This is a genomic window from Methylomonas defluvii (assembly GCF_033949435.1).
GTDB classification, from domain to species: domain Bacteria; phylum Pseudomonadota; class Gammaproteobacteria; order Methylococcales; family Methylomonadaceae; genus Methylomonas; species Methylomonas defluvii.
The window spans coordinates 1-14210 of record NZ_JAXARY010000011.1 but is presented as its reverse complement, the minus strand read 5'-3'; the positions used below and the strand labels follow the sequence as shown (position 1 = coordinate 14210).

General features: G+C 51.9%; 11 protein-coding genes. 7 read left to right on the top strand and 4 right to left on the bottom strand.

Going from position 1 to position 14210, the window contains the following annotated elements; translation table 11 throughout:
- Window positions 1–15 precede the first annotated feature (15 nt).
- The 3 genes from QLH52_RS12705 to QLH52_RS12695 all read left to right on the top strand — a co-directional run bounded on the left by QLH52_RS12705 (window position 16) and on the right by QLH52_RS12695 (window position 6117).
- Entirely contained in the window at window positions 16–3663 is a 3648-nt protein-coding gene (locus tag QLH52_RS12705) for a pyridine nucleotide-disulfide oxidoreductase (RefSeq protein WP_319961838.1), read from the top strand.
- A gap of 500 nt (window positions 3664–4163) precedes the next feature.
- The gene (gene nhaD, locus QLH52_RS12700) at window positions 4164–5450 is read left to right on the top strand and encodes a sodium:proton antiporter NhaD (protein WP_373276523.1); all 1287 of its coding nucleotides are present in this window, start codon (window positions 4164–4166) and stop codon (window positions 5448–5450) included.
- Window positions 5451–5907: 457 nt separating this feature from the next.
- Window positions 5908–6117: a cold-shock protein gene (locus QLH52_RS12695; RefSeq protein WP_020483452.1), complete on the top strand. Its 210-nt coding sequence runs from the start codon at window positions 5908–5910 to the stop codon at window positions 6115–6117.
- A gap of 38 nt (window positions 6118–6155) precedes the next feature.
- Here QLH52_RS12695 and rimO read toward each other — a convergent pair whose 3' ends face one another.
- Genes rimO through QLH52_RS12675 form a run of 4 tightly spaced genes read right to left on the bottom strand, consistent with a single transcriptional unit; the run spans window position 6156 to window position 8424 of the window.
- On the bottom strand, window positions 6156–7466 hold the full coding sequence (gene rimO, locus QLH52_RS12690; RefSeq protein WP_319961835.1) for a 30S ribosomal protein S12 methylthiotransferase RimO: 1311 nt from the start codon (window positions 7464–7466) through the stop codon (window positions 6156–6158).
- A 21-nt stretch (window positions 7467–7487) separates the two neighbouring features.
- Complete coding sequence (locus QLH52_RS12685; protein ID WP_319961834.1) at window positions 7488–7820, bottom strand: TusE/DsrC/DsvC family sulfur relay protein; 333 nt, start codon at window positions 7818–7820, stop codon at window positions 7488–7490.
- Window positions 7811–8104, bottom strand: coding sequence for a DsrH/TusB family sulfur relay protein (locus QLH52_RS12680; protein ID WP_319961833.1), 294 nt, complete (start codon window positions 8102–8104; stop codon window positions 7811–7813). Before QLH52_RS12680 ends, QLH52_RS12685 begins: the two co-directional genes overlap by 10 nt.
- Window positions 8104–8424, bottom strand: a complete 321-nt coding sequence (locus tag QLH52_RS12675) for a DMT family transporter (RefSeq protein ID WP_319961832.1) — start codon at window positions 8422–8424, stop codon at window positions 8104–8106. The genes QLH52_RS12680 and QLH52_RS12675 overlap by 1 nt, the downstream gene beginning before the upstream one ends.
- A gap of 79 nt (window positions 8425–8503) precedes the next feature.
- Between QLH52_RS12675 and QLH52_RS12670 the strand changes: the two genes are divergently transcribed.
- The 4 genes from QLH52_RS12670 to QLH52_RS12655 all read left to right on the top strand — a co-directional run bounded on the left by QLH52_RS12670 (window position 8504) and on the right by QLH52_RS12655 (window position 14125).
- The gene (locus tag QLH52_RS12670) at window positions 8504–9253 is read left to right on the top strand and encodes a flagellar brake protein (protein ID WP_033157824.1); all 750 of its coding nucleotides are present in this window, start codon (window positions 8504–8506) and stop codon (window positions 9251–9253) included.
- 145 nt (window positions 9254–9398) lie between these two features.
- Window positions 9399–12893, top strand: coding sequence for a transcription-repair coupling factor (gene mfd / locus QLH52_RS12665; protein ID WP_319961831.1), 3495 nt, complete (start codon window positions 9399–9401; stop codon window positions 12891–12893).
- A gap of 38 nt (window positions 12894–12931) precedes the next feature.
- A complete protein-coding gene (locus tag QLH52_RS12660) occupies window positions 12932–13495 on the top strand; it encodes a type II toxin-antitoxin system HicB family antitoxin (protein WP_319961830.1) in 564 nt (187 codons plus the stop codon).
- 45 nt (window positions 13496–13540) lie between these two features.
- The gene (locus tag QLH52_RS12655) at window positions 13541–14125 is read left to right on the top strand and encodes a hypothetical protein (RefSeq protein ID WP_319961829.1); all 585 of its coding nucleotides are present in this window, start codon (window positions 13541–13543) and stop codon (window positions 14123–14125) included.
- Window positions 14126–14210 lie beyond the last annotated feature (85 nt).

Genomic DNA, 14210 nt, shown 5'->3' with positions numbered 1-14210 from the left:
TCACGGAATAACTTGATGACACAAAAGCTTAATACTCGCGACCTTACCCAACTCACCCTCGGCATCCCCGGCTTTGCCTATAAAGACTTGTACGATGCCAAACGCCTGTCTGATTTGTTGACGGTATTCGATCAGTCGGTACAGCAACACGATGCCGCCTTGTTTGCGGAAATTACTGCTTACCGCGCCTGCGGCGGCGAAGGCATGAAGCCCGAGGAAGTTTCCGAATTGTTGGTAAGAATGGCACCGCTAGTCGGTACCTTCGTCGCGCGTTTATTCAATGTCAGCGATGTGCGCGCCCAACAAATCGACCATATTCGCGGCGAATTCGACGCAATATTTGTTTATCGCACCGAAATCGTCGGCAATTTGAACAAGCTTTTCAAAGGTCAAACCATCGAAGGCTGGGATATTGCCGCACTGCGCAGCCAACTGAATGGCTTATTGACAACTGCTGACAAACAGGATTTATTCCAGGCCGATCCGGAATTGGCGGTTAGCCAACTCGGCGCCGATTTATGGCGCTTATCGCAACAGACCGAAATTGCCGATGCCGAAGTTGCCGCATTCAAAGACCAATTGACCGGCTGCGACAGCCCAGCTGCCCTGGTAGCCGGCCTGCTGGACATCGTCCGCCGTTGGAGTTTTGCCGCCCAGCACGATCCGGAATTAAAAACCTATGTCGCCAAATGGGTGAGCTTCAAGGTGCCGGAAAAAACCAATCTGGAAAATCTGGTTGACCACGAAACCGTTGCACAAAACGGCTATGACGTCTGGGCCTGCGACGATCACCATCATCGCCGCCGCGACGGCTTTGCCTTGACCGACAAGCGCTTCAAACAGCGCCAGGTGCTGTATGAAGTCGATCATTGCATTTACTGCCACGACCGGGACAACGACTCCTGCTCGAAAGGCATCAAGAACAAAAAAGACGGTACGTTCAAAACCAATCATTTGAGCGCACTGATGACCGGCTGCCCGCTGGAAGAAAAAATCTCCGAGATGCACGTGGTCAAACGCCAAGGCGACAATATCGGCGCGCTGGCGATGATCATCATCGACAATCCGATGTGCCCCGGCACCGGCCACCGGATATGCAACGATTGCATGCGTGGTTGTATTTACCAAAAAACCGAGTCGGTGAATATTCCGCAAATCGAAACCAATGTGCTGACAGACGTATTGTTCATGCCTTGGGGCTTTGAAATTTACAGCCTGTTGACCCGCTGGAACCCCCTGAACATCAAGCGCTCCACCGCCCTACCGTATAACGGCAAAAATGTACTGGTGGCGGGTATGGGGCCTGCCGGTTATACCTTGTCGCACTATTTGCTGAACGAAGGCTTTGGCGTGGTGGGTATCGATGCCTTGAAAATCGAGCCGCTGCCTCCACATCTGACCGGCGATCGCGACAACATGCCTATGCCTATCATGGACTTCCAAGACCTTTACGAAGATCTGGATAAACGTGTGTTGCTCGGCTTCGGCGGCGTGGCCGAATACGGTATCACCGTGCGTTGGGACAAAAACTTTTTGAAAGTCATTTACCTGACTTTGCTACGCCGCAACGCTTTCAAATGCTACGGTGGCGTGCGTTTCGGCGGCACCATCACCATCGACGAAGCCTGGGAAATGGGTTTCGACCACATCGCCATTGCCAGCGGCGCCGGCAAGCCGACGGTGATCGATCTGAAAAACAACATGACCCGCGGCATCCGCAAGGCCTCAGACTTTTTGATGGGCCTGCAATTGACCGGCGCGGCCAAAGAATCCTCGCTGGCTAATTTGCAGGTACGCCTACCCGCCGGCGTCATCGGCGGCGGCTTGACCGCCATCGATACCACCACCGAATTACTGGCTTACTATCCTGGTCAAGTCAGCAAAATTCTGCATCGCTACGAAAAACTGGTGGCCAAATACGGGGAAGCGGCGGTGCGCAGCCGTTACGATGGTGAAGAACTGGAAATTCTGGAAGAGTTCCTGGCGCATGGCCGCGTCATCGAACAGGAGCGTGAACGCGCCGCCGCCGCTGGTGAAACACCTAACTTCCTGCCTTTCCTGAAACAATGGGGCGGCGTGACGCTGTTCTACCGCAAAGGCATCAAAGACTCGCCTGCATATCGGCAAAACCACGAAGAGATCCATGAAGCGCTTTCGGAAGGCATTTACCTGGCCGAAGGCATGAGCCCATTGGAAGCGATCGAAGACCAATACGGCCATTTACAAGCCGTACGCTTTGAGAGACTGACCGAGCAAGACGGTAAATGGCGCAAAACCGATGAAGTGGAAGTGAAGCTGCGCGGCTTGTTCATCGCGGCAGGCACCGCGCCCAACACGATCTACCAGTCCGAACATCCGCGCACTTTCGCGATGGAAGGCAAATTCTACAAACGCCACGAACCCGACTGGTTGGACGGCAAGGCGCAACTGGCGCCGATGGCCGACGAAGCGCAAGTCAAAGTGGGCAAACCGGCACCGTTTACGTCTTATGTCAGCAACGGCCGCTACATCACCTTCTATGGCGACAACCATCCGGTTTATGCCGGCAACGTGGTAAAAGCCATGGCCAGCGCGAAAGACGGTTATCCATATATCGTTAAACTGTTCGCCAACGAAATTGCTGGATTGGATGCCTCCCAGCAACCACAACGCGATGCCCAATTACGCAACCTGCAGGACAGACTGGATGCAACCTTCCTGGCGCATGTCGTCGAAGTAAATCGTCTGACACCCACCATCATCGAAGTGGTCATCAAAGCGCCCGCGGCCGCCAAACATTTTGAGCCCGGCCAGTTTTACCGGGTGCAAAATTACGAATCACTGGCCCCTGTAGTCGAAGGCACCACACTGGCTGCCGAAGGCTTGGCTCTGACCGGTGCCTGGGTAGACAAGGAAAAAGGTCTGGTATCTTTAATTGCCCTGGAAATGGGCAGCTCCAGCCGCTTGTGCGCCACCTGGAAAGTCGGCGATCCGCTGGTATTGATGGGTGTAACAGGCGCCCCGACCGAAATTCCAACCGGTAAAACCGTTTTGCTGCTGGGCGGCGGTTTGGGTAACGCGGTATTGTTCTCAATCGGTAAAGCCATGCGCAATGCCGGCAACAAGGTGCTGTATTTCGCCGGTTACCGTAACAGTGAAGACTTGTTCAAAGTCCCGGAAATTGAAGAAGCGTCCGACGTGATTGTTTGGGCTGTAGACGACAGACCCGGCAACGAAGCGATTCCGGTCACTCGGCCACAGGATAAAACCTTTGTCGGCAATATCGTCGAAGCGATGGTGTCCTATGCCACCGGAAAATTAGGTGACACCAGCATTCGTCTGCAGGACGTGGATCACCTGATCGTTATCGGCTCGGATCGAATGATGGCAGCGGTAAAAGCCGCACGCTTTGCCGCTTTAAAACCGTACTTGAAGGAAGGCCACGAGGCGGTCGGCTCAATCAACTCGCCGATGCAATGCATGATGAAAGGCGTCTGCGCCCAATGCTTATGCAAACACGTGGATCCGGAAAGCGGCGAAGAGAGCTTTATGTATTCTTGTTACAACCAGGATCAGGCACTGGATTATGTGGATTTCCCGAATCTGGCAGCCCGTCTGCGGCAAAACACGGTACAGGAAAAACTGTCCTCACTCTGGCTGACGTATTTACTCGAAGCCCAATGATAACAAGATAGGCAGACTTTAAGCCTATCCCCGGTAGACTACAGACCCGATCCATATCGTCGCTCCCGCAAAGGCCGGAGACAAAAGGCTTTAACGAATTCCCGCCTGCGCGGGAGTGACGAATATATTGGATTTAATGGCAGGGTTAAGCATATAAAACCGAAGCATTCCTTGCGGAATATCCGGGCTTTAGCGATGCTAAACTACACTCGCTGTAAAGTTACAAACTTTGTACTATCGTGATAGCCAAACCCGTAGTTAAGCGGGCACGGCAAAAGCAGTCACGGTCGAGGAACTCACTTCCTACCGTGACTGTCCAGCACCCAGTTATTGAAAGGAGTTCACCCGTGTTTTCGCGCATCCTTCTACTCATTTTACTCACCTGCTCACCACTAACAGCTTGGGCAGAAGCAGAACAAGCAGCACAAGCCCTTAATCTGACTAAGCATTGGGTGGGTTATTTGGCTATCGGCATATTTGCCGTTGCCTATCTGCTGGCAATGACCGAAGAGGTCACCGAATTAAACAAATCCAAACCCATGGTGTTAGCTGCGAGCTTGATCTGGGCCTTTATCGCCGGCATTTACGTGAATAACGGTATGAGCGAGCAGGCCGGACACGCATTCCGCGCTTGTCTGGAAGGCTATGCGGAACTGTTTTTGTTCATCATGGTGTCGATGGCTTATCTCAACGCGATGGAAGATCGCGGCGTTTTCGATAATCTGCGGGTTTGGTTGCTCAGTAAAGGTTTCAGCTACAGAAAGCTGTTTTGGATTACCGGCATCATGTCGTTTTTCATGTCCTCAGTTTGCAACAACCTGACAACCGCACTGCTGATGGGTGCAGTGATTGCAGCCATGGGCAAAGACAATCGCAAGTTCGTTACCTTGGCTTGCATCAACGTCGTGGTAGCCACGAATGCCGGCGGTTCGTTCAGCCCATTCGGCGACATCACCACACTATTGGTTTGGCAAAGCGGGGTTGTACCGTTCAAAGATTTCTACTCGCTTTTCATCCCGGCCATAGTCAATTTCGCACTGCCGGCGATAATCATGCATTTCTGGATACCCAAACAGCAACCTGCCGCAGTCGGTAAAGCCCCAAAAATGAAACGCGGCGCAATGACCATGATCGTGCTGTTTTTACTGACGATTATTACTGCGGTCTGCTTCGAAAACATGTTGAAACTGCCGCCCGCGGCCGGCATGCTGGCGGGCCTGACTTATCTAAAATTCCTGGGCTTTTATTTGCAAAAAACCGCTGATAAAGACAACGGCAAAATTAGCGATTTCGCCCACGTGTATAAATTATTTAACGTTGCGGTTCCCGACGCGAGACCAAGCCAAAAATTCGATGTATTTAAAAGCGTCGCCACACTGGAATGGGACACCCTGCTGTTTTTTTACGGCGTCATGATCAGCGTCGGCGGCCTGAGTTTCATTGGTTATCTGACCATGGCCTCGGATGTGTTATACGTCGGCATGGACCCCACCATCGCCAACATTGTGGTCGGCATCCTGTCGGCTTTCATTGATAACGGTACCATCATGTTTGCGGTACTCACCATGCATCCCGACATCTCGCAAGGCCAATGGCTGTTAGTCACATTAACCGCAGGCGTGGGCGGCAGCTTATTGGCAATCGGCTCGGCAGCAGGCGTAGGCTTGATGGGACAAATGAAAGGCGTTTACTCCTTTAGCGCACACTTGAAATGGATGCCGGTCATTTTGATCGGTTTTTTCGGTAGCATTGCTACTCATTTCCTGATTAACGGTAGCTATTTTTAACGCGACAAGCTCTATTGGGCAGTCTTTTTCATGGCCTGCCCAATAGGCCAATTGCAAAATTCAGTATTTTTTTGCTTTTTTGCGGCAATCAATTTTGCATTTGCAAGCGGCCAAAAGCGGATTTCAGCCAAGCCGACTCTCCATAAAAGCTTAAAAAAAATCACTTTATTTCAATATCTTAGCCAGCCAATAGCCACCCGCAACCTACGTTAGCCTGACATTTGCACCGTCCAAAGACAGCCGACAACCTATTGTCACAATCATTTAACAAGCAAAATCTAGCTAGTTTTTGTGGATACCCGCCGATTGCGATGTATAATGGAGGCGATTTAGCTCGGTATCGTTGTCGCTTTTCAAGTCTGCAATCGGATCAACAAACATTGTTTTCCACTACCTGCTTTATTCACCAACCCTAGTTACAAACCAGCGAATAGCACTTTATTAGCAAGAGAGATTTATGTCAGTTCAAGTAGAAGGCAAAGTAAAATGGTTCAATGACGAAAAAGGCTTCGGCTTCATTGAGCAAGAAGGCGGCAAAGATGTATTCGTACACTTCAGCGCCATCAACGGCAACGGCCGCAAAACCTTGAAAGAAGGCCAAAAAGTCACGATGGAAGTGACCAATGGTCAAAAAGGCCCACAAGCGGAAAACGTAACACCGCTGTAAATTGAACTGAAAAAGCCGCCTAACCAGCGGCTTTTTCGTTAGATCAGTTTACCCCACAAGTCATACTCGTCGGCTTCCTCGATTTCGACATCGACGAAATCGCCGACTTGTAAATGACTTGCGCCATCAATAAACACCTGGCCGTCAATTTCGGGTGCATCGCTTTTGCTGCGCGCCACCGCACCCTCCTCGACCACCTCATCGACCAACACCGTTTCGATCCGGCCAACCCGACGCTGCAAGCGTTCTGCGCTGATAGCCGCTTGATGTTCCATAAAGCGCGCCAAGCGTTCCTGTTTAAGCGCTTCCGGCACCGCATCGGGCAAATCGTTAGCCACCGCTCCCTTCACCGGCGAATAGGCAAAACAGCCCACCCTATCCATTTGCGCTTCGCTTAAGAATTGCAGCAACTCGTCAAAGTCTTGCTCGGTTTCGCCGGGAAAACCGACGATAAACGTACTGCGGATGGTCAAATCAGGACAAATCTTCCGCCAGGCTTTGATGCGTTCCAGATTATTTTCCGCCGCAGCCGGACGTTTCATCAGCTTTAAAATTCGGCTGTTGGCGTGCTGAAACGGAATATCCAAATACGGCAGAATCTTGCCTTCAGCCATCAGCGGCACGACGTCATCAACATGCGGATAGGGGTAGACATAATGCATCCGTGCCCAGATACCCAACTCACCCAAGGCTTCGGCCAAATCGTAAAACCGGGTTTGCATTTCCCGGCCGCGCCAGCGCCGACTTTGATATTTCAAATCCAAACCGTAAGCGCTGGTATCTTGCGAAACGATCAGCAGTTCCTTAACGCCGGCATCGACCAACTTCTCGGCCTCTTGCATCACATCATCGATAGGTCGGCTCACCAAATCCCCGCGCATGGATGGGATGATGCAAAACGTACACCTATGATTACAGCCTTCCGAAATTTTCAGATAAGCATAATGCTTAGGCGTCAGCTTGATGCCTTGCGGCGGGACTATGTCGGTAAATGGGTTGTGTGCGGGCGGCAGATACTCGTGCACCGCAGACACCACTTCATCAGTGGCGTGCGCACCGGTGATTTTTAAAACCTGCGGATGCCGAGCCAAAATCTCGTCTTGCCGCGCTCCCAGACACCCAGTGACGATGACCTTGCCGTTTTCCGCCAAAGCCTCGCCGATGCTGTCCAACGACTCCTCCACCGCCGCATCGATAAAGCCACAGGTATTGACGATCACCAGATCGGAATCCTTATAGTTCGGCGAGACCTGATAGCCTTCGCTACGTAGCTTGGTCAAAATTTGCTCGCTATCGACCAGGGCTTTCGGGCAACCTAAACTGATAAATCCTACACGGGGGTTACTCATGAAACTCTCTTGAAAACATTTTTATAAACAGGTGGGTGGCTTGGGCAAGCCGGCGATTTTGCAGGCGTATTTCAGCGGCCCTTGCGGAAACAGTTTTTGCAGATAGCGGCTATTGCCCTTGTCTTCACCAAATTGTTTGCGGATAGCTGCCACAAACATCCGGGCATTGGGCAGGTGTTGGAATTTTTGATAGTAATCACGAATGTACAGCAGGATTTCCCAATGCGCATCGCTAATCTCAATGGCTTCAAGCCGCGCCAACTCGTCGGCCACCTCGCGATTCCATTGTCCGGCATCGCGCAAAAAGCCATCGTCGCTGGTTGGCAACGCAACCCCACCGACAATCAATTCCACGAATGAATTACCGGATTCCGCACAGTCAGTTCGACCAAGCCCGCATAATCAACCACTTCCAAACCTGACAACAAAAATTGCGGCTGGACGCCGTGAACTGATAACATCTCTTGCAAGGCATAAACCCGACACGACCGACTCAACAATTGCCGCAACAACGCATTACCGCCATGCCCGATCCGCGCGGCACACACCGCACCTTCCATCAAGACAACATCGTCACCGCTGCCAATGCGCTCGATAAGCGCCGCTTGCAACGGCAATTGCGATAACAAATGCAGCATTATTCCACATGCGTCAGCTTCAAACCGACGATGCCGACGATGATTAACAGGATAGACGCTAAGCGGAACCAGTCTGCCGATTCCTTAAACAGAAAAATCCCGACTATCGCGACACCTACCGCCCCCATACCGGTCCACACCGCATAAGCCGTACCCAGCGGTAAAGTTCTGATCGCCAGCATTAACAGGTAAAAACTGGCCGCCCCCGATACGCCGGTCACTACGCTCGGCCATAGCTTGGTAAACCCGTCATTGTATTTAAGACTTATCGCAAACACGATTTCCGAGCAACCCGCGGCGAACAATAGCAACCAACCCATCAAAACTCCTTTCCTATGCACTATAATCTGCGGTATTTTACAGCAGTGCTCTCACCTATCCGCAATATTTAGTAATTTAATGGAAAAAGAATCCGACTATCTTGTTAGAAGCGCGAGGCTGATTTTTGGTCACTTGAGCGATCTAGTCAAAAAGAAATGCATTATCTCTGCGCATTTTGGCGAACATAACCAATCATTTTTGACCACCATTATCGATCTCGATCAAAAAGCCAATCTGATTACACTGGATGTTGCGCCTACGGAATTACTGAATAAGCAGCTGCTAGGCTCAGCCAAAGTGCTGTTCCGCACCGAATACGAAGGCATTAAAGTTTCATTCCGCGGCAAAGCAATCAAAAAGTCGCAAAGTGACGGCCACCCGGTGTTTGCGATGCCTATCCCGGACGCCATTTTTTGGATGCAACGCCGCCAGTATTATCGCGTTAAAGTGCCTCTTTCTCATAAAAACAGCACCTGCGAACTCAACCTTGCCACAAAAAATGAAGCGGGCGAAGTCGATACGCAAGCCAAAGTGTTCAGCGTGGCAGACATCAGTATTTCCGGATTTTCGTTTTTAAATCCCGACACAAAAATTGCCGACCTTTTAGTGCCGGATACCGTCATAGACGAATGCGCCTTGTATTTGCACGATGGCAGCAGGGCCCACGTGGGTTTTGTCATTAAAAGCGTGAACAATGTTCGAGCCAGCGCCACAACCTATCAACATCGCATAGGCTGCAAATTCACCCATATCCCGCAGGTGTTCGAAAACAACCTCCAACGCTACATGCAGGAAATCGAATTACAGCAAAAGAATCTAAGCATTTAAATCCCAAACAGCTGAGCATAGGTTTTAGGCAGCGAAATTGCGGCAAAAGCACCCCCAAGGCCGGCCATTGACAAAGCGCGGATGCTTATTTCAAGCCTGACCTTACTGGTTATAATTGCGCGCTTCAAAAATCTGATTTAACGCCATGTCCTTACCAACAATCTCCGCAACTGCATTGCCGCAACAAGGCACCACAATATACTGGAGTGGTCTGAGCGGCTGCGGCGACTCGCTGACGCTGGCGCAAACGATTGCTCAGGAAAAGCGCCTGCTAGTCATCGTCACGCCGGACACGCAAACAGCGTTGCGTCTGGAACACGAGCTGGCATTTTTCTTAGACAACAGCCTGCCGATTCTGCATTTTCCGGATTGGGAAACCCTGCCTTACGACGTATTCTCGCCATTGCCAGAGATTATCTCGGAGCGCCTGCGCACTCTGGCGCTGCTACCCGACACCAAACGCGGCGCACTGATTTTGTCAGTTGCTACCTTGATGCATCGCCTGGCCCCACGCGAGCATATCCTGGCGCACAGTTTTGCCATCGAAGTCGGCGGCACTTTGAGCCTGGAAGTCACCCGCGCCAAACTGGAAGCGGTCGGCTACCAATGCGTGTCGCAAGTCTATCAACACGGTGAATTTGCGGTGCGCGGCTCGATTTTGGATTTGTTTCCGATGGGTTCCAAGCAGCCTTACCGCATCGAACTGTTCGACGACGACGTCGAATCAATCCGCAGCTTCGATCCCGACACGCAAATGTCACAAGACAAAATGCAGAAAGTCGAGCTATTTCCGGCCCGCGAATTTCCGTTTACCGACGAAGCCATCAAACGCTTCCGCCAGGCCTTCCGCGAACAGTTCCCAGACGCTTCGGCCAAGAACAATCTGTATCTGGATGTTTCCAAACAAATCGCCCCGGCTGGCATCGAATATTACTTGCCGCTGTTCGTCGAACGCACCGAATCGCTGTTCGCCTATTTGCCCAAAACAGCGCTGTTTGTGCTGCCGGCCCAGTTTGCGGAAAACGCCCAACGTTTTTACAGCGAAGCGGACGAACGCTATCAGCAACGCAAATACGACACTGACCGACCACTATTACCTCCGACTCGCCTGTTTCTGTCGGCCGAGGAAATCCAACAACACACCGACTGTTTCAGCCGCGTAGTACTGGACAATCGAACGGAAAACACCCACACCTTCGACTGCAAACAGCTACCCGATGTAGCGATAGACAGTCGTTTAAAAGAGCCTGCGCAACGCTTGCGCCAGTTCATCGAAGGCTTCGACGGCAAGATCCTATTCGTCGCTGAGACCACCGGCCACCGCGAAGGCCTAATCGACAAATTAAAAAGCGTCAAACTGGCTGCCAAGCAAGTACAAAGCTGGCCGGAGTTTCTAAAAACCGATCATTCGCCGTGTATTGTCGTGGCGCCGATGGACCATGGCCTTTGGCTGGATAAGGCAACGACCGCCATGGATGGTGGAAGTGCGGCAAATTGTCTGGAACAATTGCCGCCGCTGGCGATCATCACCGAAAGCCAGCTCAGCGGCGAAAAAGTCCAGCAGCGCCGGCGCCGGGCCAAATCGGCGGCCCGGGCGCTGGAAAATATTTTCAATAACCTCGACGAATTGACTATCGGTTCGCCGGTGGTGCACCAGGAACACGGCGTCGGCCGCTATCTGGGCTTGCAGATTCTCAACGTCGGTGGCATCGATGCCGAATTTTTGATGCTGGAATACGCCAATAATGACAAGATTTATGTGCCGGTATCGTCCTTGCACATGATAGGCCGTTACAGCGGGGTCAGCGCCGAAAACGCACCACTGCACCGCCTAGGCACCGACCAATGGAGCAAGGCCAAGAAAAAGGCTATGGAGCGTGCCCGCGACGTGGCCGCCGAGTTGCTGGACATCCACGCCAAACGCGCCGCCCGCGAAGGCTTTGCCTTTAACATCGACAACAGCGATTACAACGCCTTCGCTGCCGCCTTCCCGTTCGAGGAAACGCCGGATCAGCTCAGCGCCATCGAAGCCATCCTGCAAGACATGGCCGCCAGCCAACCGATGGACCGCGTGGTTTGCGGCGACGTCGGTTTCGGCAAAACCGAAGTGGCGATGCGCGCCGCTTTCGTTGCCGTGCAAAGCGGCAAACAGGTGGCGGTGCTGGTGCCGACCACCCTGCTCGCCCAGCAGCACTATCAAAACTTCCGCGACCGTTTCGCCGATTGGCCGGTACGCATCGAAGTCACTTCCCGCTTCGTCACACCCAAACAACAAAAAGCCATCGCCGACGATTTGGCCGACGGCAAGGTCGATATCGTCATCGGCACCCATAAATTGCTGTCCAAGGAGATGAAATACAAGGCCTTGGGCCTAGTGATCATCGACGAAGAACACCGCTTTGGCGTGACGCAAAAGGAACATTTCAAAAAGCTGCGCCACGAATTGGATTTGTTGACGCTGACCGCGACACCGATTCCGCGTACATTGAACATGGCAATGGCCGGCCTGCGCGATATTTCCATCATCGCCACGCCGCCGCCGAACCGCCACGCCATCAAGACTTTCGTTACCGAATGGATAGATTCGCAAGTCCAGGAAGCCTGCCAGCGCGAGATCAAGCGCGGCGGCCAGGTGTTTTTCCTGCACAACGACGTGAAGACCATGGAAAAAATGATGCGCGAACTGGGCGAACTGGTGCCGGAAGCGCGCATCCAGATCGCCCACGGCCAGATGGCCGAACGCGAGCTGGAGCAGATCATGCTGGATTTTTACCACCAGCGCTTCAACGTGTTGATCGCCAGCACCATCATCGAAAGCGGCATCGACATCCCCAGCGCCAACACCATCGTCATCAATCGCGCTGACAAGCTGGGTCTGGCCCAGTTGCACCAGTTACGCGGCCGGGTCGGCCGTTCGCATCACCGCGCCTATGCTTATTGCATCGTGCCACCCAAGTCGTTGATGACCAAGGACGCCATCAAACGCCTGGAGGCCTTTGAGACCTCCGGCGAACTAGGAGCCGGTTTCATGCTGTCTTCGCACGACATGGAAATCCGCGGCGCCGGCGAACTGCTGGGCGACGAGCAAAGCGGGCAGATTCAAGAAATCGGCTTTACCTTGTACACCGAGTTGCTGGAACGGGCGGTCAAAGCCTTGAAATCCGGCAAACAACCGGAACTGGACGCACCGCTGGATACCGGCCCGGAAGTGGATTTGCAAGTCGCCGCGCTGATCCCGGAAGACTACTTGCCGGACATTCACGCCCGCCTGGTGTTGTACAAACGCATCGCCAGCGCCGAAACCGAAGACGATTTGCGCAAATTAAAAATCGAAATGATCGACCGTTTCGGTTTATTGCCGGACCAAGTCAAAGCCTTGTTCGCCATCACCGAACTGAAACAACAAGCCGCGCATCTGGGCATCCGCAAAATCGAAGCCCACACCACCGGCGGCCGCATCGTCTTTACCGCCAATCCGCAGATCGATACCGGCGAGTTGATTTTGATGATTCAAAGCCAGTCGCAGGTTTATAAATTCGATGGCGCGGATAAGCTACGCTTTACCCAAGCCTTTAAGGACATGGAGGATAAGGTGGTGTTTTTGGAGAAGTTGTTGGCTCGACTTGGCACGAAAGCTTAGCGCTTACAAACGCTTGCATTATTTGCTAGCATAATAGCATGAACGCAAAGCATACCAAGACCTTGCAAGCCATCTTTGCCAAACCCACGTCGGCCACACTGGAATGGCAACGCATCGAATCGCTTTTTGCCGCCATAGGCTGCGAAGTAATAGAGGGGCGCGGATCGCGGCCGCATCGCGACGTTCCATCGCCCTCACCCAAGCAAGGAAGCCAAACCTTACCAAGTCGAGCAGGCTCGCGATTTTTTATCTTCTATTGGAGTCAGACCATGAACACCATGACTTACAAAGGCTACACCGCCCGCATCGATTTCGACGACAGAAACAACTTGTTGGTTGGGCGCTTGCTGGGCATTCAAGATGTGATCGGCTTTCATGCCGATACGGTGACCGAATTGCGCAGCGCGTTCGAGGAAGCAGTTGACGACTATCTGGAAACTTGCGCCAGCATCGGCAAATCGCCGGAAAAACCGGCTAGCGGCAAACTGATGCTGCGCATACCACCCGAAATCCATGCGGCTGCACTATTAACCGCTAAAGCGAAAGGCAAAAGCCTGAATCAGTGGGCAACGGAAGTGTTGAACGAAGCATCCCATGCTTGACAGCATTCAAAAACTATTGCAGCAATTGGAAAGCAAAGCACGAAAATGCGATTAGATCTTTCTAAGCTGTTTGAAATTTACGGTTTGAATCCAGAGAACATCAAACTGGTCAGGCATGGCGTAGAAAAAACCACCGAAAAGAAGAATTCTCGGATGAGTATCTTGGAAACTTTTCAAATCGATCCCCAAGAATTTTGTGACTACCAAAGCTTTCAACCACCGAAAAAATTTTCCGATGCCAAGCATATTGCCGCCTTTGCACGAACGCGTAGTACTACGGCGTTATTTTTAGGTTTATGGGATATTGAGGGTCATCTGCCGTTCAACCAATTCGACGAACAGCTATTAAGCCGATTCAGAAAACTGCAAGACGAATTCGGCTGGACAGACAATATGGTTTGGTACGACTTGAAAAAAAACCACGAAATGAACGAGCTTTCACAACGTTTGGTGATCGATTGGGGCAAAGGGGCTTTAGCTTGGGTACAAAATGGCTCGACCCCAAAAAGCATTATCGAAATCAAAGCACCACATTCAATTCGCGAGTTTCTTTCCTACGACCAAGTTTGCTTAAGTTTTAACGATTTAAAAACACTTAGGATTTCGCCAAAAATAACTTCCCTGTATTGATACTGTCCCTAACTGGATTTGTAATGGAGAATACAACGACTTGAACCGTGGAAGATGAAAAAGTGACTGGCTACGAACCCGCGAT